The 21,486-nt window shown below is 43.1% G+C and carries 16 protein-coding genes; 6 read left to right on the forward strand and 10 right to left on the reverse strand.

Annotated elements, in window-relative coordinates; all coding sequences use genetic code 11:
- Window positions 1-88 precede the first annotated feature (88 nt).
- The 6 genes from DV872_RS18015 to DV872_RS18040 all read right to left on the reverse strand — a co-directional run bounded on the left by DV872_RS18015 (window position 89) and on the right by DV872_RS18040 (window position 8,829).
- Complete coding sequence (locus tag DV872_RS18015; RefSeq protein WP_199563508.1) at window positions 89-811, reverse strand: Crp/Fnr family transcriptional regulator; 723 nt, start codon at window positions 809-811, stop codon at window positions 89-91.
- Window positions 812-850: 39 nt separating this feature from the next.
- Window positions 851-2,188, reverse strand: a complete 1,338-nt coding sequence (locus tag DV872_RS18020; RefSeq protein WP_114631347.1) for a glycoside hydrolase family 30 beta sandwich domain-containing protein — start codon at window positions 2,186-2,188, stop codon at window positions 851-853.
- Between the two features lie 10 nt (window positions 2,189-2,198).
- A complete protein-coding gene (locus DV872_RS18025; RefSeq protein ID WP_114631348.1) occupies window positions 2,199-3,371 on the reverse strand; it encodes an ROK family transcriptional regulator in 1,173 nt (390 codons plus the stop codon).
- 66 nt (window positions 3,372-3,437) lie between these two features.
- A complete protein-coding gene (locus DV872_RS18030) occupies window positions 3,438-4,361 on the reverse strand; it encodes a glycosyl hydrolase family 17 protein (RefSeq protein WP_114631349.1) in 924 nt (307 codons plus the stop codon).
- Window positions 4,362-4,376: 15 nt separating this feature from the next.
- Entirely contained in the window at window positions 4,377-5,264 is an 888-nt protein-coding gene (locus tag DV872_RS18035; RefSeq protein WP_199563509.1) for a glycosyl hydrolase family 17 protein, read from the reverse strand.
- 112 nt (window positions 5,265-5,376) lie between these two features.
- Window positions 5,377-8,829 carry a hypothetical protein gene (locus DV872_RS18040; RefSeq protein ID WP_114631351.1) on the reverse strand — a complete coding sequence of 1,151 codons (3,453 nt, stop codon included), beginning with the start codon at window positions 8,827-8,829 and terminating at the stop codon, window positions 5,377-5,379.
- Between the two features lie 338 nt (window positions 8,830-9,167).
- On the opposite strand from DV872_RS18040, the gene DV872_RS18045 reads away from it, so the two are divergent.
- The 6 genes from DV872_RS18045 to DV872_RS18070 all read left to right on the forward strand — a co-directional run bounded on the left by DV872_RS18045 (window position 9,168) and on the right by DV872_RS18070 (window position 15,648).
- Window positions 9,168-10,478, forward strand: coding sequence for an ABC transporter substrate-binding protein (locus tag DV872_RS18045; protein WP_158547040.1), 1,311 nt, complete (start codon window positions 9,168-9,170; stop codon window positions 10,476-10,478).
- 62 nt (window positions 10,479-10,540) lie between these two features.
- Window positions 10,541-11,386, forward strand: coding sequence for a carbohydrate ABC transporter permease (locus DV872_RS18050; protein WP_114631388.1), 846 nt, complete (start codon window positions 10,541-10,543; stop codon window positions 11,384-11,386).
- 10 nt (window positions 11,387-11,396) lie between these two features.
- Complete coding sequence (locus DV872_RS18055; protein ID WP_114631353.1) at window positions 11,397-12,287, forward strand: carbohydrate ABC transporter permease; 891 nt, start codon at window positions 11,397-11,399, stop codon at window positions 12,285-12,287.
- A gap of 262 nt (window positions 12,288-12,549) precedes the next feature.
- Window positions 12,550-12,993 (forward strand): MarR family winged helix-turn-helix transcriptional regulator, encoded by a 444-nt coding sequence (locus DV872_RS18060; RefSeq protein WP_158547041.1) that lies wholly within the window; start codon window positions 12,550-12,552, stop codon window positions 12,991-12,993.
- Window positions 12,990-14,339 carry an MATE family efflux transporter gene (locus DV872_RS18065; RefSeq protein ID WP_199563510.1) on the forward strand — a complete coding sequence of 450 codons (1,350 nt, stop codon included), beginning with the start codon at window positions 12,990-12,992 and terminating at the stop codon, window positions 14,337-14,339. The genes DV872_RS18060 and DV872_RS18065 overlap by 4 nt, the downstream gene beginning before the upstream one ends.
- 112 nt (window positions 14,340-14,451) lie before the next feature.
- Window positions 14,452-15,648: an MFS transporter gene (locus DV872_RS18070; protein ID WP_370446659.1), complete on the forward strand. Its 1,197-nt coding sequence runs from the start codon at window positions 14,452-14,454 to the stop codon at window positions 15,646-15,648.
- 112 nt (window positions 15,649-15,760) lie between these two features.
- Here the strand turns inward: DV872_RS18070 and DV872_RS18075 are convergent, their stop codons facing one another.
- The 4 genes from DV872_RS18075 to DV872_RS18090 all read right to left on the reverse strand — a co-directional run bounded on the left by DV872_RS18075 (window position 15,761) and on the right by DV872_RS18090 (window position 21,340).
- Window positions 15,761-17,788: an alpha-amylase family protein gene (locus tag DV872_RS18075; RefSeq protein WP_114631356.1), complete on the reverse strand. Its 2,028-nt coding sequence runs from the start codon at window positions 17,786-17,788 to the stop codon at window positions 15,761-15,763.
- Window positions 17,789-17,857: 69 nt separating this feature from the next.
- Complete coding sequence (locus tag DV872_RS18080) at window positions 17,858-19,501, reverse strand: ABC transporter substrate-binding protein (protein WP_114631357.1); 1,644 nt, start codon at window positions 19,499-19,501, stop codon at window positions 17,858-17,860.
- Between the two features lie 31 nt (window positions 19,502-19,532).
- A complete protein-coding gene (locus DV872_RS18085) occupies window positions 19,533-20,432 on the reverse strand; it encodes a carbohydrate ABC transporter permease (protein ID WP_114631358.1) in 900 nt (299 codons plus the stop codon).
- On the reverse strand, window positions 20,426-21,340 hold the full coding sequence (locus DV872_RS18090; protein ID WP_230391599.1) for a sugar ABC transporter permease: 915 nt from the start codon (window positions 21,338-21,340) through the stop codon (window positions 20,426-20,428). Before DV872_RS18090 ends, DV872_RS18085 begins: the two co-directional genes overlap by 7 nt.
- Between the last annotated feature and the right edge of the window lie 146 nt (window positions 21,341-21,486).

A 21,486-nucleotide genomic window follows, 5' to 3' on the forward strand; every position in this document is an offset into this window, starting at 1 on the left:
TCCAGATAATCATTTCTCTTTGATATGATCTGAAGATAAATGAGATTCAAGGATAATAATGTGATTTGAAACACATTTTAGATTTTTCTTAAATTAAATCCATTAAGGCTTTTTTATTTATGATAATTATCATCTTATGACCCTTAGTCCGGATAATCCCTGATTGTTCAAAGGAACTGAGTTTTCGGCTCATGGTTTCTCTTGTAACACCGGCATAATTAGCCATCTCTTCCCTGTTGATGGGGATTTCAACATGAATCTGATCGTTCTCAACTCTACCGTACCTTTCAGACAGCTTCAGTAATACATAGGCAACTTTAGAACTTGTATCATTTGTAGAGAGATTCTGTACCAGGTTCTCAGTCTGAATAAGTCTTCTGGATATCTCAGCAAGAATCTTCTGATTGATCTCTGGATGATCCTTTAGAAGTACATCCATATCGGATTTGGATAAAGTACAGATTTTTACATCTGATATGGCTATGGCTGAAAAGTTATATGGTTCATTGTCACTGAATAAATAAAATTCCCCAAAAAAAGATCCATTGGAGAGTATCCTCAGGATCTGTTCTTTTCCATCTTTATTAAATTTTGACAGCTTAACTTTACCTTCGTTTACGATAAAGAGCTTTGAAGAAAGATCTCCTTCATGACATAAGAAGTCCCCTTTAAAATAGTTTTTATGTCCTGTCAATTTCACAATATTGTTTATATCCCTATCATCCAGGGATGAAAAGATAGAGACTTTTTTAGCACAAAGATTATTGCGGCATGTACTGCATAGATCCTGATCCATTTGATTTCTCTCCATCAAAATTTAATATACGATGGTATAGTTATTAAATCAAATCTAAGGTTCCAATACATATGTTATAATTGAGTGACTCATTATCTGCACATTCAAATAATCTCCATTACATTCAATGCTTACATCTCTATCAATGTCACCTTCATTCATCACTATTAAAATAAGAGTTCCATCCTCATTGATAAACGCAGCTGAATGAATAAAGTCTATTCTTGAATCTGTAAATATTCTCGAGGCTCCCGGCTGAACATATTTGCTGAACTGTCCAATATAATAGTATGAGCTGTTGAATATCAGCTTTTTATTGACAGTATCCACTATTACAGCTGCATCACAGAGATTGTTTACATGGTTGGGGCCGCCTGTCTCATCCAGTACCAGGTTCCAGTCCAGATAGCCTTCACACCAGTTATTGAAGTCACCAATCATGTTACGGCCATAGCGCTCGCCTGTGAACCATTCTCCGATTTTACAGCCCCCTTCCTGACAGCCCTCTGTAAAGAGAAGATGCTTATCCGGAAAAAGCTCATGCACCTGACCGATATTTTCAAATTCTTCGGAAACATACCAGTGAAAACCGGTTCCCCATACATATTTCGCAGCCTCGGAATCATCCAGAACAGTCCTGGCCCTCTCTACAATAATATCCCGGTTGTGATCCCATATCAGGAGCCTGACCTGATCCATTCCCGCCTTATGGAGCCCGGGACCCAGATGATTTTTTATAAAATCCCGTTCCTCTTCAGCCGAATAGATACAGGAATCCCAGGTCTGAACGGCGTCCGGCTCATTCTGGACGGTGATTCCCCAGATAGGAATGCCCTCATTCTGATAAGCATTGATAAATTTTGTGTAATATAGAGCCCAGGAATCCTTGTACTCATCCAGAAGCTTTCCCCCATGATTCATATCCCTGTTGGATTTCATCCAGGCGGGAGGACTCCAGGGAGAGGCCAACAGTGTGAGCTCTCTGCCTGACTGCTTCATGGCGTCTCTGATCAGGGGAATGATCAACGCTCTGTCATGTTCGATGTTGAAGGTTTTAAGCTCTTTGTCATTCTCTTCCACATAGCTGTAATTTCCAAGGGCAAAATCACAGCTGTGAATATGTACCCGCCCCAGGTTATACCCCAGCCCGTCCTCCGGATCAAAATACATGCGAAGGACTTCCTGTCTCAGCTCCCCGCTGATTTTTGACAGAGTAACGGCGGCGGCTTCGGTAAAGGCGCCTCCGAAACCAAGCATTTTCTGGAAAGTGATTTCGGAATCGACGGTAATAACAGTCTTATGATCCCGTACAGATGAGATCTCATCATTGGGAATGGAACTCAGTCTCTCACCAGTTTTCTGTGCGGTTCTGACTGTTTTGATTATTTTCATATAAAGACTCTCAAGACTGCTGGATTGTTTCTGAGAAGCTGTTGAATAGATCGATCCCCACTTTCTGCTTCCAGGGATTCTCAAAGGAATTCTCGTAGGTTAGAAAGAGATTTTCTATAAGCATACAGGCTGCCCCGTAACTTACCGTATATTCCCGGTTACCCGACATGGTGATTTCTACATCACTGTATTTTTCATAGGATGTATTAGTTCGGATCTCCTGCTTCAGTGAATCCTCAAGGAGGTCAAAATAGTTGACAATATCCCCACCGAAAGTCACTCTGCTCAGATTGAGAATGTTCGCAAGGTAGGCTATATCCCGTGTTAATTCTGTCCTGACACTCTCTACAATCTGCCGGTCATCATCCAGGGAGGCCAGCTGCTCATCGGAGATGGAAAACTGGGTTTTATTGGGAGCCTTCCATCCGGGGCTCTTATATTCACCGGCGGCAAAATCCTTCCCGTAAAGAACCCTCTCCCCGAGAACAACACCCATTCCCAGGGCAAGAACCCTGGAATCATCTTCAAAGATGCGTGCTTTTCTGAATTCACCCAGAACAAAGAGAAAATTCCGTGATCTGTCACGATTGTTGATATTCAATTCAGCCCAGCAGCCGCAATTGGCATCATTTTCGATAAATACGGGCACCGGAATAAACGGCTTTATCTCCCGATAGAAGTCCAGACCCGTATGAACACCCAGGGGATTAGATTCGATAATGAATCCTCTGTGGGGATCGATCAGTCCCGAAAATGCGACACCCACTCCCAGAAGGGGGAGTCCCAGAGCTTCCACCTTCCGATAGGCCTCTCTGTATATATCAAGAAACGTGGATACAACATCCCTCACTCCAAGAATCTCACCAGTGAAATTTGAGATGATCGAACCATTCAGATCAAGGATGACCCCATGATAAGAATTGGTCTGGATCTCAATTCCCAGAATAACACCAACCTGTTCCTTTAGAGAGAGTCCGATGGGACGTCTCCCGCCGGTATAGGGGGTAAGAGAGGATTGTATCTCTTCAATAAAGCCGAGCTCCATCAGACGGTTGACTACGATAGTCACCGTAGACTTATCCAGCCCCAGCTGTTTCGATACCTCGATCCTGCTTATTCCCGGCTTCAGCCAGATAGATTTGAGAACTCTTATAATATTATTACTGTTCTGTACTACACGCATTTTTTTATGACCATTGAAATATTATTGGTTCACGTCTGTTTTGTCTACCTATCCCCTTCGGGAAAATCAGGCATACATCCGTTTAAGCTGCTTCATCACCAGTTTGGGTTCCCGGTCTATTGTAAACAGGCCCCAGTGTTTCTCCGGTTCCAGGGCATCCCCGGAACCCTTCCAGTCCTCATCAAAAGCCTCAAAAACAAATGTCAGAATATCATTTTTCCTGGACCACTCCATCAGCTGATTATAATAAACAGCCTGCAGCTCCTGGCTGACATTGCCGGGTTCTATGCCCCGGCCATTGGATTTTGTCGTCCAACCCGCCTCGGTAATTACCACCGCCTTGTGGGGATATCTATTTGCTACGCTATAGTAATTTTCCTTGGTGAAATCCAGGGCCTGCTCAATGTTTTTGTACTCCCAGACGGGATAGGTATGAATAGAGATAAAATCAAGCTCCTCTACCAGCTTCTCAAGCTTACCCGTCCAGGGAACATAGTTTTCACAGTAGGTCACGGGCTGCCGGGCCCCCTTCTTCACCATCCTGACATATTCAAGAATCCTCTCCACCGGGACCATATGATCGGTCCAGTCAACAGCAGCCTCATTTCCGACGGATATTGAGGAGATCAATTCGGGGTATCTATTGGACAGTTCGATGACCCTGTTAATATTCTGCCTGTTACTGCGGATATTCTCCTGAAGGACCTGGGAAGGATGGCTTCCTCCCCCCCAGGGGCAATTCTCATTATTAACTTCGGCTTCGATATAGGCCCCTATCATGACCTTAAGATCCAGTTTCTCTTTCTCGATGACTTTCAGAACGGTCTCAGCATGCCTGCTGCAGTCATACAGCCTCAGGATGCTCCAGTGTTCCTTCAAAATAAAAAGATCCTCTTTTATCTGTTCATAGGAGGGAGACTCTCCCCCGGGGCGCTGCCCCATTCGATAACCGGAATAGCATATGGCATTTTTAAATTCATTTTCTGACATTTTTAATCCTGTATCTCAAACACTTTTAATTATAGATTCAACAGGATACTTCATGCTTCCGCTTTTATCCCAAAGACCCCAGTATGCACCGACATCTCCTTCATCCTCAATTTTCCAGGCCTCATCAAATGCGGAGAAATAGAAGATTTCAATGTCTTCTTCCTCAGCCCATTTAAAAGAATTGATAAAGTACTTCATTGCATTTTCCCTGGAAGGGACGGCGCCATGGAATTTAGTACCGATATTTGGCCAGCCTGTCTCAGAGATAATGACCTTTTTCCCCTTGGCTGCAGTTTTAGCACGGTGGTACATATCCTTCATATACGGCAGAGAATGCTCAAGACTGCATCCCTCCCAGAATGGGTAACAGTTGGCCAGAATAACATCACAGGCATCTGTAATAGAGGGTCTGTCACAGAACTCATAGTAGGCATCCACATATCCCACAGGGATTTCCGGAATCTCCTTCTTCACTCTGTTGATATAGTCCAACATTGCTTCTTCGCTCTGCTCTTCCCTGAGCATAACTTCATTCCCCACGGCTGCAATATCCACAAATCCCTTCTGTGCAATGCTGATCAGATTCTCTATCTCCATCTCATTTTTAGCAAAATCTTTCCCGATCCAGGCTCCCACCATGGTTTTTAGTCCATTTTCGTGGGCGATTTCGGCAATGGCTTCGTTCCCATCACTACAAGAGAAGATTCTGATCCATTTTGTGTAGGGTTTTATAAGCTCAATTTTCTCTCTTATCTGTTTTTCACTGATCTGATCACCAGGCCCCTGATGTTCAAGATAGGGGCTGAAACATAGACCATGCATTCTCTCATTTATAACTTTATTGAGTTGAAGTTCTAAATCTCTGTTCGTGCTTTTTGAAAAATCCCTTCCTGCAAGGGACATTAAACGATTTCCTCTACTGGACAATTTATGCCTCCAATTTGTTTTCTTGATATAAAAAATATCCCTGACCTGCAGCCGTGACTTCCACCGGAACCCCCAGCTGAAGCCTCATCTACTCCCCATATGGGAAAATAACCTCAATATTTTCTACATTACCCTGCCGGGTAAAAAGTGAGAGACTTTCATCTACCGTACAGACAAGCTGGTCTGATACTCTTTTCCCGCCATCCGCAAAATGAACAGTCAGACGAGGGGTGCCTCTCCCCGCAATTATGGGAACAGAGCAGAATGTGAATCCGAATGACTCTTTCCCCAGAGGTATTGTGTTTTTATTCTCATGAATATCGAAATACATAAAATCCGCCTCTTCAGGCAGATACTCCTCATCATCCACAAGAACCGAAGTGAAGTGGAGCCGGCCGTTCTGTACATGCACTCCAGTCTCCAGAAGCCGTGTTACGACCTCTTCCTTCACCTGACCTGTCATTCCCGGCTGCTTTGCACCAGAACCCAGGGGGGTATGGGAGTATGGATCCGATGGAAATGCACCGTAGTTGTCGGGTGTTTTATGATATCCAAGGCCTGACCGAATATTTCGATACGCTTTTTTCAGATTCACTAAGGCTTCGGTCTCTCCATCTTTCCAGGCTGTGACAAGTTTTTCCTGTACCGCCAGCAGAAGCTTTGAAACCATATGCCAGTAGATGGAACCAAGCCCCTCATAAGCAAAAAAGGTTCCCGATCGACCGGTAAAATCCTTATGATTAAAGCTTTTCTCATACAAATCCAGAAGTTCATCGAATAGATCATCCGAAATAGAAAATCCCGCTTTTCTTTTCTCTTCCAGAGCCTTTATCAGAAATGTGTTGTTATTGAAATCAGGAGAAAAATGACTCAGACCCTCTTCATCTGTCTCCAGTACCCCCTCAAGGCTCTGAAAATCAGCTTTTACCACAGAAGGGAAATTCTTTAGATCCTTCTCGTCTATTCGGTTCTTTTTGAGGAATCCCGCCAGATCCCTGTTGGGATACAGCATATAAGAGTTCTGATCCTCCCGGAACAGAGGGCTGACGGGCATTTTCTCCAGTATTCCGACGGCCTGTTCGACACTAAGTTCGGGAGAGCTGAGAATGGCAACCTGCCCCTCCAGCATCTCATACAAATGAGCGATGCCCGCTGCGTCCCGACCTATATTAAGACGGTTATATGAGTTGAAAAGACCATCCTCTCTGAAGTTTTCATCAATACTGCTCTTCAGGAATTTTCTTATAAGACTCATGAAAGAGTATATTCGCGATGAATCAATTTGGACCTTTTCCATGGAGTAGGATTGTGAATACAGCTGATCCCGGTAATCACTGCCGGCAGTTCCCAGCTGCATCAGGATGTTTCTACGACTCTCATCGGAAAATCCATCTTGAAGGGAACATTCATTTTCCAGAAGCACAGACTCTATGCCCGTAAAAAGCTCCCGGGTATTTTTGTGAAGCAGACAGCTCTCTTCCCATCCCTCCATAATTGTGAGAAGAAAAGATACAAAACGGTCCAGATAGGTCAGGGTAACCATGGAGAGCCCGTATCCCACCAGAGCATTGTTGGCATCATTCCACTCGGGTCTCTGAGTATTCATCCAGATACCGCCGCCGGGGATAAAGTTAACCATCTTCGCCAGTATAAGAACAAGCAGTTTTTCCACCATGGAGACCTGAACGATCTCACCTTCGGCGTATCTCAGAAGAGATCCGTCGGCACCGATATTCTGCTTTAAATCGGTCAGTTTTCTGTCTTTCTCATAATCAAATTCAATGGTATTCCTGGGGTCCTGCAGAATATCCTGAAGTGGTTTAATCCGGTAGGGTACATCCACATGGACAAATTCGTCCAGGTTCATCATTTCCAGCAGACGTCCTGGAAAATGATCCTCCTCTATTTCCAGAAGCTTTGTGAGATAGATGATCTGGTGATCGCTCCAGTAGCCGATATTAGACCATGGATCATCCTCATTCGGCTTTTCCCAGTCCACTCCGCTGCTGGTTATCCGATAGGGATTATATCCATCTGCTGTGGTTGAATTAAGAAAAAGACGGATTGTGGTGAATGCAAATTGGGGAAAGGATCTCACCATGGCCTCCCAGTTCTGGAAGATATCACGCCAGTTCCCCTCATAGCCAATTTCGGGAGAGCCATCCTCCGACACAGGATCAATATTGAAATAGTTCCAGGGGCGGCTGGGATCACCATGCCTCCGGCTGAAGGTAAGAGGCAGATATTCACCGACAATTCTCTTGAGATCCGGATGTGACGCCGCTGCTGCACAATCCAGAAGATTCTGAAGAGTCATTGACTTGGGAAGATTTCTCAGGCGAATCATCTCCTCTTCCGGGAGGGTTCTGTTCCGCTGATAAAAATATTTAAGGAATTTATCACGGCTGATTTCTTCAAGATTCACCGGATAGCCTCCGCGCATGACATTAAACAGGACATTCGCCTCATGGTGCACTGCAGACATTTCCCGTCCTGAAATCTGCAGTCCGTCATTGCGACCAATGATCTGCAGAAGCTTTTCAGTAGCCCTGTCGATATCAGCCTCAAGGGATTTAAGGATCTCTTCGCTATCCCGGCTCAGAAACTGCCTCAGGGAACAGATTTTGCTGTGAGTCTGATCCACTTCACCACAGAAATACCACTGTCTCTCCTCCCCTGCGTTCAATGTCAGGTCAGTCTTAATGAAAAAGGCACCCCGCTTCCCCTTGATATCACGTTCTGCCTTAACGTCACCGGATTTCCGGAAAGATGAGATCTGCCGGGATGAAAGAAGGACTGCTTCAGAGGACAGTCCCCGCTGCCACCATGTGTTTGCATAAAGAGATTCACTGGGTTCGGCCTTATCTACCAACTCGGCACTCAGGCTGAAGAGTCCCAGCCCCGCGGAAAGATCATATTCACTCCGCTTGTAGGCATCCAGCAGATTGCTGAGCCTGATCTGTGTGTCAGAGTTTATATTTCCCGGCAGAGTATTCTGGATACCATCCAGCAGGGAGATCTTCCGGTTCTGGGTGGAAAGGTTTGTCAGACGGGACTGTTTGACAAGTCCATAGAGGGGAGATGTTGTCCAGAGGAGACTGTATTTCATTTCCAGGTCGTGATTTATCTCTTCAAAAATCAATTTACTCCCGCTCAGGTTCTTTGAGAGAGTGCGCTCGATCCGGTACAGCCCTTCATACCTGTCGGAAAGGGGCTCCCAGAGATGAAAACCCTCACCGTTCTGAACCCGGATGATAGTCTTGCTTCCGGTGTTTTCACTGTTTTCCGTGATTCGGTCAACTGTATAGTAGGGAAACAGAGCATGCTCGGGATTTGTGCGCCCAGCAGATAATCCTCCGGTGGATGAAACAAAAAGCCAGTGATCCGAGGGACTTGTCAGGGTCATAAAAAAAGGCTGGATCTGATCGACATTCTCAATCCTGTAATAACGCTCTCCCTTATCACTGATAAAAGATCCAGTAACATCTCCAGATTCACTCGAAAAGTCTCTGAAAAAGAAAGAATCGGTTTTTTCGGGCATAGGATGCTCCCCCTGCTTATATAGTTCTCACTATCAACTATATACCACGGAGTCAGCGGGTTGTCAATAAAATCTATCCATCATGCAATTCTTATTCCTGATTAAACACGGTAAGCCCTGCAAAATGATAAAGCAGAAATTAAAACCTTATATACCCACTCTATATATATTTATTATACTTATGACCACAAATATTTAATTTAATATAATCAGTCTCCCCACATATTCCCGGGGAGATATCATTTGGCATAAAAAAAACATTGACAAATAATATAAAAGGGTACAAGATCACATAGTTGTTAACAACAACTTATGTTTTCGAATGGAGGAGAAGAATGATGAAAAGAAGATTATCACTTGCTTTAGCATGCCTGCTGATGGCAATGGCAATGGTCGGATGTTCTAAAGAAAAGAAGGGTGCAGAGGCTGCACAGATCCCTGCCTATGATCCGGAAAAAAGTTACAATCTCAGTATCGGTTGCTATGGTGACCTTGAAAAAGCCTACCAGGCCGTCATGGCTACAGAGGATTTTAAAGCCAAATTCCCCAACATAACCATTGAGTTTCAGACTGCAGACTTCGGAGGACATCACTCCAGGCTGACAACCGTACTGGCTGCCGGAGAGGCGACCAATGATATCGAAGCTCTTGAAGTGGGATATGTGGCAAAGTTTGTAGAAGGCGGCGGCCTGACAAACCTGGCAGCGGCTCCCTACAATGCGATTGATGCCGGAAAGGATGTTGTAGATTTCGCCATGTCCAATGCTACAACCCGTAAGGGTCATCTTGTTGCCTTCCCCGTAGACATTGCCCCCGCTGTAATGTTTTACAGGAAAAGCATTGTTGATGCAGCCGGAGTTTCTGTTGAAAATCTTGCATCATGGGACGAATATATTGAAATCGGTAAAAAACTGACCCGGGACAGAGATGGAGACGGCGTTAATGATCAATTCGCCATCCCCAATGCCAGCGATGTGGCCATGACCCCCTTGAACGGTGGTAAAGGGGGCTGGTTCAACAGTGAAGGCAAGGTTCTTGAACCCAAGGAAAAGTTCACAGGCGCCTTGAGACTGGTGAAGGAAATACGCGAGGCTGGAATCGATGGTGATCTCGGCGCATGGACCGGACCCTGGACACAGAGTTTTGCAGACGGCACCGTCGTAACAACTGTTAATGGAGCCTGGTTCGGCGGTGCCCTGAAGACCTGGATCGCCACTGATACAGCAGGAGACTGGAGAGTCACAAAACTGCCGGGGAATACACTTGCTGCTCTTGGCGGTACCTATCTTGCCATTCCTGCAAAAGTTGCAGACGAACAGAAAGCCGTGGCATGGGAAGTGATCAAATATCTGGGTACCAGTGCTAATGCTCAGATCACTACATTTACTACGATTGATGCCTTCCCCGCTCTCACAACTGTATTCAATGATCCCATCATGGATGAGCCTGTAGAATATTTCGGCGGACAGAAGATTCGCCAGCTTTATGCGGAAGTAGCAAGCGAGATCCCCAGTGCCTCTGTCAGTGAATATGATGCTGCCGTACTGTCGGTATTCTCAAACGCACTTACGGATGTTCTTGTGAACGGCAAATCAATTGAAGATTCTTATAATACTGCCTTAGCCAGTATTTCTGCTCTAGTTGATTAACTTTATATAAAGGGGAGGCGTTGGTTAACTGCGCCTCCCCTTATCAAAAAGAAGGCATTAAAATGACTCAATTCAACAGATCATTTGTCAAATCAGGAAAGAAGCTGTCTCTTTACACTTTGCTTTCCCTATTTGTCTTTATTTTCGGTTTCCCTTTCTACTATATGTTTGTTCTCGCAACAGTCCCAGGAACCGAAACCTATAGAAATCCTCCGCATATTTTCTTCAAATCATCATTGATGGATAATATGGTAGCCCTTTTCCAGGATATTCCCTTTCCAACTAACTTCTTCAACAGTATGGGAATTGCATTATTATCAACTGTGACAGTCATATTTTTCTGTACCATGGGTGGTTTTGCCCTGGCGAAATATGATTTCAAGATGAAAAAAGCAATATTTTTCCTCTTGTTGAGCACCATGGCGATTCCTCCATTTCTCAATATTATCCCTTTCTTCAAGATGATGGTATTTTTTAAATGGTACGGCACCTGGCTGCCTCTGATCGTACCCGGAATGGCAAACGCCTTCGGAATCCTGCTTATGACTCAGTTTATGCAGACGTCCATTCCCGATGCCCTCCTGGATGCAGCAAGGATCGACGGACTGACAGAGTTCGGCATACTCCTCAAGGTTGGCTTCCCCCTTTCAAAAAGCGGGATTGCCGTCCTTGGAATCATGACTTTTATCAACAGCTGGAACAACTTTCTGGGAGCCCTTGTCATGCTGCCTAATATAGATAAAACAACAATCCCCGTAGCCCTGTCCAAACTCTTCATGCAGATGGATGGTGACCGGGGGGGACTGATGTTCGGAACACTCCTGGCGGTGCTGCCCCTCATCATAGTGTTTGTCGTATTCAATAAACAGATAATCTCCGGCCTGACCGCCGGCAGTGTAAAAGGTTAGGAGGCCTCACATGGTAGAAACAAACAAAAAGATCGCTCCTTATATATTTATCAGCCCCTTTATTATCCTTTTTCTGGTTTTTGGACTCTTTCCCATTTTTTACTCCATAACCATATCATTCTTCAAATGGACCGTAGCCGGACCTCAGGAGTTCCGTGGACTTCGGAATTATATTAGCCTTTTGACCTCAGATCCCTTCTTCAAAAACTCCCTGAATACAACATTTATCCTTCTTGTGTTCGGCTCTCTGCTTCAGCATGTCTTTGCCATCCCCCTGGCCATCATGCTGAACAATGAGAACCTGAAGGGAAGAGACTTTTTCAAGATCCTTTATTTTCTGCCCTATATCACCAGTACCGTTGTCATCGCCCTGGTATTCTCCCAGCTCTATGATCAAAATTACGGCTGGCTGAATTACATCCTGACAAACTGGTTCAACAGCTCTGGTGTGAAATGGGTTCAGGACCCGGTTGCCATCAAGGCAAGTATCTCTATCATGGTGAATTGGAGATTTATAGGCTGGAACACAATCATCTATCTGGCGGGGCTGCAGTCAGTAGACAAATCCCTCTATGAAGCGGCATCCATCGATGGTGCCAGGGGATTCAAAATGCACTGGCATATTACGGTGCCCCTGCTCATGCCTATCATCTTCTTTGCCGTGTCTCTCAGTATCATCGGAGGTATGCAGCTTTTTGAAGAACCCTTCGTACTGATGAGAGGCTACGAATACATGGGTGGACCGGAAAATGCCGGACTGACCAGTGCCTACTATCTACTGGCGACAGGTTTCAACTTTAATCGTTTCGGAAAGGCCTCGGCCATAGCCTGGATACTGTTTATCATCATCATGTTTATGACATTCATAAACAAACTGATCACCGACAGGCTGCAGAAATAGCTCCTCAAACAGAGAACGGCAGACTCACAGCTGTTCTCTGTATTTCATACTTCCCCGAATCTTCCCGCACTGGAAGGTTTGGGGCTTTATTTAAAAAAGAAGCAGATTATCCAGATCATAAACTTTCCGTCTTCAAGAGTATCCGATAATAGACAATCTCTTGACATAGTTGCAATAACCTACTAAATTCAATATAAATAGTTGCAATGACATGCTATCCTGCAACCTTTTACTTATTAACAGCCCTATAACAGAGGTCAATATGTCAAAATCCCATGGTTATTACATATCATCAATCTACCGTCATCTTCAGATTTATCTGAACAGACAGTTTTCTAATAGTGGAGTCGGGAGCGGACAATATCTTTTTTTCATAAACATTGTACAGAATGAAGGAATAAATCAGAAAGATTTAAGTGATCTTCTTGCAATTGATAAAGCTACTACAGCGAAGGCAGTACGTAAACTTACAAAACTGGGATACATCGTCCAGAAACAGAACATACAGGACAAGAGATTCTATAACCTTTATCTGACTGAAAAAGGGAGGGATATACTTCCTGAAATAAAAACGATCCTGAAAGGATCAAGAGACATCCTTCAAGAGGGTATGACTTCGGAAGAATGCGATCAATCTCTTAAACTGCTCGGTTTAATGCTGAATAACATACATCACGAAGTGAAAGAAAAGAAGGAATTATATTGACTGACAGATACATTATGATCACAAATGATAAAGAAGCATCCGTACTGCTGCGCCTTGCCGCACCCATGATGTTTGGAATTTTAGGAATGAGTATCTTCAATTTGATGGATACTCTGTTTGTAGGCCGACTGGGAACAGTTGAACTTGCAGCCCTCTCTTTTACTTTCCCTGTTATTCTCGTAGTAAGCAGTGTTTCTCACGGACTGGGAGTCGGAATGACTGCAGCTGTGTCAAAGGCCGCCGGAGGAAACGACAGAACTAAGTTGAAAAATATAATCAGCTGGGGCCTCGGGCTATCAGTATTGATAGTCATCTTAGTTGTATTACTCGGACAGCTGACAATTGAACCGCTGTTTAGAGCACTTGGCGCCGATAAGCAGACTCTGCCGGTCATCAAAGAATACATGAGAATCTGGTATTTTGGAGCTGTATTTGTTGTCATTCCCATGGTAGGAAATGCTGCAATCAGAGGTCTTGGTGATACAAAGATTCCTTCGATGGTAATGCTGATCGCGGCTATAGTAAATACAATTCTTGATCCACTATTAATTTTTGGAATCGGCCCTTTTCCTGAACTGGGAGTCCGAGGGGCAGCAATTGCCACCGTTGCAGCCCGGGGAATAACATTTACAGTCGCCCTATGGGTACTGATTAAGCGTGAAAAAATCATATCTTTTGCAAATCCATCTAAGATAGTTGAGGTATGGAAAGAACTGTTATTTGTGGCCATACCGAATGCCCTTTCGAAGATGATTATTCCATTGGGAGCAGCTATCATCATCCGCTTAATTGCCTCATATGGGCGCGAATCGGTGGCCGGATTCGGAGTAGCCGGAAAGCTTGAGATGTTTGCTCTATTGCCTGTTATGGCATTGAGTTCGGTAATACCTGTATTTATCGGACAGAACCTCGGTGCAGGTAATAAAAATCGCGTACTGAAGGGTCTTAAGCTCAGCGGATTATTCTCACTGTTTTACGGCATCATTATCTATATCATTCTTCTATTAAACGGCGGCTTTCTCGGGGGTCTGTTCAATAAAAATGAAAAAGTAATAGAGGTTATTATAATATATCTAAGCATTGTACCAATAGCGTATTTCTTCAGAAGTATAATGGATCTTTCAATAACAAGCCTGTCGGTTACAGGAAAACCTATTCAGGCAGCCTTGATCAGCCTTATTCAGATGTTCCTGCTTTATATACCAATGGCATACGTCGGTTCAAAGCTATTCGGCATCCAGGGAATATTCGGAGCCCTTTCGATCTCTCTTCTTTTAATAGGTCCGGTTTCATATTACATTGCACGACGGTATATCATAAAACTGCCTGTTATACATCCGACATGAAAACAAAAAGGAGATGATACAGGTGATATTGAATTATATTTAACAGATGAAGTAAGAATTATCAGGAGTGATATAAACGAATATAAAGCAGGTCAAATATAGTTTCTATATAATCAGCAGTTTATATACATTATCAGCCTCATTTATTTGGGGAATCAATACTCTGTTTCTTCTTAATTCCGGTTTAAATATATTTGAAGTGTTTATTGCCAATGCAGTATTTACTTCCAGTATGACACTCTTTGAAATACCAACTGGAGTCTTTGCAGATACAAAAGGACGCCGGTTTTCTTTTCTTGTTTCAACCATCATTCTATTCCTGGGTACCATAGGTTATGTTGCAGTATCTCAATTCAATGGAGGATTACTATTTTTCTGTATTTTTTCGATTATCCTTGGCCTTGGTTTCACTTTTTATTCCGGTGCTGTTGAAGCCTGGGTTGTTGATGAGCTTCATGCCGCCGGATACACAGGTCCTCTGGACAGTATCTTTTCCCGAGCTGCGTCTATATCTGGAATTATGATGATACTGGGAACCATAGCCGGTGGTGGAATGGGGTATATTAATCTTCAAATACCCTATATTGCCAGGGCAACAGCCTTAGTCCTGTTATTTATATTCGCCTCATTTTTCATGAAGGAACAGGGATTTACTCCTCTTGGCAAAAGCAAAAACTTTATGAACCATTTGAAGAGGATCACAAAAGATTCCCTGGATGCAGGTTGGAATCATAAAACCCTCAGATTGTTTATGATCGTTTCTTTTTTCCATTCTGCATTTATGATGTGGGGTTTTTATGCGTCACAACCCTACTTACTGGATTTTATAGGAAATAGAGAGGCAGTATGGATATCAGGTCTCGTTGCGGCCTCAATTGCTCTTGCACAGATTCTAGGCAATTCTCTGGTGAACCCCCTTATTGCAAGAGTTAAAAAGAGAACCACCATAATGCTCGCATCGGCATCAATGGCAGTTGTTTTTGCTGCGGGAATCGGAATCTCAAGCACTTTCATATCTGCTTTATCATTCCTTTTCTTATTTATGGCTGCATTGGGACTATTTATGCCTATAAAACAAAGTTTCATGCACCAGTTAATTCCTAAAGAACAGAGAGCAACTGTTATTTCTTTTGACTCACTTATCGGGAATGGCGGTGGTATAATTGGCCAGCCTTCCCTAGGCTACCTCTCAAAGGCTTATTCCATTGGACTATCCTATATCACAGGCTCTTTTCTTTTGTTAATGGCAATACCTTTTATACTGAGAATACAACGACAGGGAGAAACTGCTGACATGACAGAGTCGTGAGCTTTAATTCAGATTTTCGGTAACATAGGAATATTCGGAGCTATGCTAACAGAAAGGAGCTAATGTTCGGACCTGAACCTTAATCAGAAACTCTTCTATTTTCATTTGACTACTAATCACCATATTTGACTTCTACCATACAATGACCTTCTATCTTCGAAATTGAAAAATCTGCCTTATGGGAGTCGTAAGTAAATTCAACTTTTTTCATCTCAGGAACAACTGTAATATCAAGAGGCCGGTGTTCTGACAGCAGAGACAATGAAATATTATACAGAGGAATGATATCCTCAATAATTTCAATCTGCTCACACCTTTTCTCCGGTATGTAATGAAGGAGATGAATTATCCATCGTCTTTCTTGTGTCTGCCTGTTGACCATGACCTTGAGAGTCGAAGGACCGTCATGAGAGATTCTGGGTTTAATCAGCTTTTCAATCCCATTTGATACCATTTTTTTAATCCAGAGAGGTCCCTTCTTACGATAGATTGTAAACACGGGATGAGAGAAATACAGGATATCATTTCCATAGGTAACAGCCGGTGTACCTATTTCTCCTGAAGAAGATGTCTGCTGATGGCCGCAGAAATGATCAGGGTCCCGATAGAACCAGGGTTTAACTGTATTGCTAAGCACTTCTGTATTCTTTCCGGCCTTAACCGACAAACCGCGAATATACATAGAGTGTTCCACTTTCGGCAATCCACGGAAGAATTCCCCTTCAGGGATTATAAAATCGCAGTAGTCATTGGTATGATAATCCTTTCCGGATGATTTATCTCCCTTCCAGTCTCTATCGTCGACTTCGATTTTTTCTATGCCAAAAGATTCCATAGCAAATTTTTTTCCCGAAGCCACCAAACCAGACTCAAAGGAAGCAAGAATTTTTCCACCGTTGTCCAGATATGCCTGCAGCTTTGTTTTCAGTGTCACATCGACAGGAACCAGATCCGCCATTATAATAAGTTTGTATTTCTTAAAGTCTGATAGACTATCAATAAGATCAAACTGCAATCCCGGTTCCTCGAGAAGCCGCAGAGCACCGATCATTGCTGCTGGATTTTCTCCCACAGACCATTCTTCCAGATTAAAAACACCGATATCCGCCAAAGATTCTGCATTTCTGCACCAGGGTTCTTTATCTTTCACTGATTTGTACACTGATCCGATCAGATCATAAGCTACCCGATCGATTTTTCCCGAAGGAATCAGCTGATCACCGATTGAACAACCTCCACCCTGAGCGAGCATATTGAAGCACTCATATTCCAGGGACGCCTTATTTTTATATGAGTGGAAGTCACCCCAGTTGGTGTGGAACTTTCCGGTCATACCGACAAACTCCTTTCCCAGTCCTCTCGTAAATCTGGAAACCAGGGGAAAATGAGTATAACCCCACCCGCCTGATGGGAGAGACTCCACTTCGAGATGAGTATAAGAACCGAGAGAGTCTCTGATTCCGGGACCTACATGGGATCCGTTAAAAAAGATTGAGCAGTCATCATTGTACTCGCGTATAAATGATGATATTTCTTTTTTGAACTCTCTCAGCATAATATGGGCATATTTCATCCTCTGCTCTTTTTTCAGAACATCAAATCCCCTCTCTTTCATCCCATCCATACAGGACTTACAGGAACAGTCGCGCTCCTGGACTATATCCATAAAGATTCCATCAACTGGCAATGTCGTGAGAATTTCCTTTAAATGCTCTTTCAAAAAGTCCCGATAAGCTGTGTTGACACAGAGAAATGAATAAAAACCTGGCTCATGAGGCTTATATCCATCTATGGCTCCATCAGGAGTAACAACACAATATTCGGGATGCTCGTAGGACATTTTCCCATCCCATTGAATGGTCGTGTAGATGGGTACTCGTATTCCCTCTTTATGACATGCCTCGATCTGTTCTCTAAGAAGGTCTCTCTGTTCCAGACTGGGATGTACAAGCTCTGGAAACTTTTTTGAATCATAATAAAGCCAGCCGTGATGGCAACGAGCAAAGCAGGTGATAGAATCGACATCTGCCGATTTCAGAATTGAAGCGAATTCATCTCCTTTGAACTCATTGCCCACTCTGGGGATTTGATCTCCTGTATGAAAATCCATATGTATCTGGCGATAGGATAGTTCTTTCATGAATCTTTCTCCAATGGGAAAACCGCTTCCCGTATTTCTGGAAAGCGGTTATATTTTTATTTGATATTTTTACTTGAATTGACGGTCATAGGCTTTCTGGGAAACTTCCAGTAAATCAGCCTGATCCAGTTTATTTAGATTGGTAATATAGGTATCCCAGTCTGATTCAATATCCAAATCTCCTACGATGAACTGTATTAGAGACTGCTTCACATATTTGGCATATTCGGTTCTTATGGTCGCGAACTCTGAAACTTCATCAGAGAGGAATTTTAATCTGGGAAGAGCCATGGAAGCATCGGCGTGAGGCTTATATAGGTCCTTTGTGGATTCGAAAAGCATTTTTTCAATCCCGTCCTGTCCATACATATCCAGATCCTGTTCAGTTACCTGTCCCAATCTGAATTCGCTGGTCATGGCGCGAGGACCGACTTCTAGAAATGACTCATTCTGAGGATCTGTATCATTCCAGGGAATCAGCTGCTTCCATATGGCCGGTTCCCCGTCGAGCCCCAATTCACCGTCTACGGCCCATCTCCAGTTAACACCTTCAAGACCATTTCTAGCATGAAGCGTTCCCTCTGTAGAGTAGAGATAATCTACCCACTGAACGGCTTCCACAGGGTATTCACAAGATGCAGCAATAACGAAACTACCGGGAATCGGTGCAGATAGATAGGTAGGTGTGTACTGTACACCATTGGGACCTTCAAGTGGTTCGAGGGGTCTGAAATTACTATATCGCTCACCACCGAAATCTGAGAATACACCTCCCCATCCTCCTGTTGTTACACCTACTACGGGTTCATCGCTTCCCTCAACAAGCTGAACCAGCTGAGAACCATCCTGAGTAAATGATCCTGGAAAGATCAGTCCCTGGCTGTATAGTTTATTGAGATAACGTAGTCCGTCACGGTACCCATCGGTATCGACACTTGTTTTAACTTCTCCCTTATCAACATAGAATCCAATGTAGCGTTCGGGTGAAACATCTATTCTGGAATCGATATCTGTGTAGACAAAAGAATTCAACAGAAAAAGGTCCGCAGTAGCATGCCAGGCTTTAATAGCCGCGGCGTAAGGGATCTCATCATTTTTTCCATTTCCGTTGGGATCCTGATCTCTAAAGGCTATGAGCATCTCTTCGTATTCTTCAGTAGTCCTGGGCATCTCCAAGCCTAGTGTATCCAACCACGGTTTGTAGACCCACATCTTATTGGCATTTTCACAATGGTAGCAAATATTAAATGAAGGTAATCCGTAGATTTTACCATCAGGGCTGGTTATAGCACCCCAGGCACCAGGAATAGAATCAAGCACTTTTTTAAGATTCGGCATATGCTGATCTATCAGATCATTGAGAGGCATTAGCAGCTGTTCTTCTGTACCATACAGCGAAAGCTTATCATCAGTGAAGCTGAGACCAAAAAAGACATCGGGATAATCACCGCTGGCTAAAACCAGATTCAGTTTTTCTTCCATTGCCTGTTCAGGTATTGTCTCCCAATCGATTTTTACATCGGACCTTTTTTCCATGTGTTTTGTAAAATCATTTGTGTCATAATCTTCGATATAAACGGCTTCAACAGTCAAAAAAGTCAGTTCTTTCTCTTGTTTTCCACCTTCTTCTATTTCCTTAGATCCTGAACTGAATACCGGAGACACAATAGCCAGCGCAATAAAAATCATCATTGCAATGGTCCCTTTTTTCATAAAAAACTCCTTCTAAATAAAATAAATATTTTTATCCTTTGACAGATCCGATCATGATTCCTTTCACAAAATGTTTCTGAACAAAGGGATAAATTATAAGCAAAGGGGCACTGGACACAACGATCAGTGCGTATTTCAGGACATCTGCCAGCCCCTGTTTACGGGCCATAACGCTTATGTCCTTTACCATTCCCCCATCTGTCTGATTGAGAATCAGAATATTTCTCAGCACGATCTGCAGAGGAAACAGTTCCCGGCTTTTCAAATAAATCAAAGCATCAAAATAGGCATTCCATATCCAAACGGCATAATAGAGTGACATGACAGCGATGATAGGCCCAGACAGGGGTATTACAAATGAAAAGAGAAATTTGATATCTGAACAACCTTCGAGCTGCGCCGCTTCGTAGAGTTCATCGGAAATAGTGGATTTCAGATAGGTTCTGGTGACGATCACATTCCATATACCCATGGCGTTGGGAAGGACCATGGCCAGCCTGGTGTCAATGATTCCTAATTTCTGAACAACCAGGTATGTTGGAATAAGACCACCGGAGAATAGCATCGTAAACAGGAATATTCCCATAAAGATGTTTCTGCCGTAAAACTCTTTTCTAGAGAGAGGAAAAGCTGCCAGAATAGTAAGAAACACGCTCAGAGCGGTACCAACTATCATATAAAAAATTGAATTTGAATATCCACTAAGTATCATTTTATTACTAAATACGGCCTTGTAGGCAGTTAGATCAAATCCCACTGGAAAAAACCATACTTTTCCTGATACCACAGCTCTATGATCACTGATGGAAGCACTTAGGATGTAAATGAGTGGATAAGAGACTAACAAAACACAGAATCCAAGGAAAATGCTGTTTACCAGATCAAAAAACCTGTCCGATTTCAGCTGTTTTATTTTTTTATTTTTTACCATAATCCTGTTTCTCCTGTTTTTCTGGCCAGTTTGTTTACTGTCAGCAGCAGAACCAGATTAATAATCGAGTTGAAAAATCCCACAGCCGTAGAGAAACTGAAATCAGAATTGATCAGTCCGATTCTGTAAATATAGGTAGAGATGATTTCCGATGTTTGCAGATTAAGCCCGTTTTGCATTAGATAAGCTTTTTCAAACCCGATGCTCATGACGTAGCCCATATTGAGAATGAGTAGAATTATTACTGTAGACTGTATTCCAGGAAGATCTATGTGCAAGATTTTTTGAACTCTCGAGCACCCATCGACTTTCGCCGCCTCGTACAATTGCGGATCAATAGTGGTGAGAGCGGCCAGGTAAATGATGGCATTGTAACCCGTGGTCTGCCAGACGTTAGTCCAGACATAAATATGGCGGAAGAGATCTGGTTTTGCCATGAAATTGACCGGTTTCATTCCGAATAGCCCGATAAAATGATTTACCAGTCCCATCCTTGTATCAGTAAACTGTATGATCATGGAAACAAGGACTACTGTAGAAATAAAATAAGGCATATAGGTAATCATCTGAGTAAATTTCTTATAACGTTTACTTGCAGCCTCATTGAGAGCAACGGCAAGTATAATGGCAAAGGGAAATGAGATTAGAATGCTATATAGGCTCAGGGATATGGTATTCCAGATTATCTGCATACTCGAAGGTGAGGAGAAGAACCTTATAAAATTCTTCAAACCGACCCATTCACTTCCCCAAATTCCTTTAGAAACTCTATACTGCTTAAATCCGATTTGAAGACCGAACATTGGTATATATTTAAAAATAATCAAATAGAGTAGCGGTAAAAGAATTATAACATAAAACTGCCAATGTTTTTTTGCCTTCCGTCCCGCAATTCTTAAATCTGTCAAAAAATCCTCCTGAAATATAAGTCCATGTGTTGCAAGTGTATGCCTGCTTTTCTCATCGTCAAAGGGACAATTTTTTATCAGAGGTACAAAGCGTATTATTGGAGGAGGTACATTTTTTAAGACAAAGTACAATTTTTATTTTTTCA

It is taken from the genome of Oceanispirochaeta sp. M1 (genome assembly GCF_003346715.1).
Classification (GTDB): domain Bacteria; phylum Spirochaetota; class Spirochaetia; order DSM-2461; family DSM-2461; genus Oceanispirochaeta.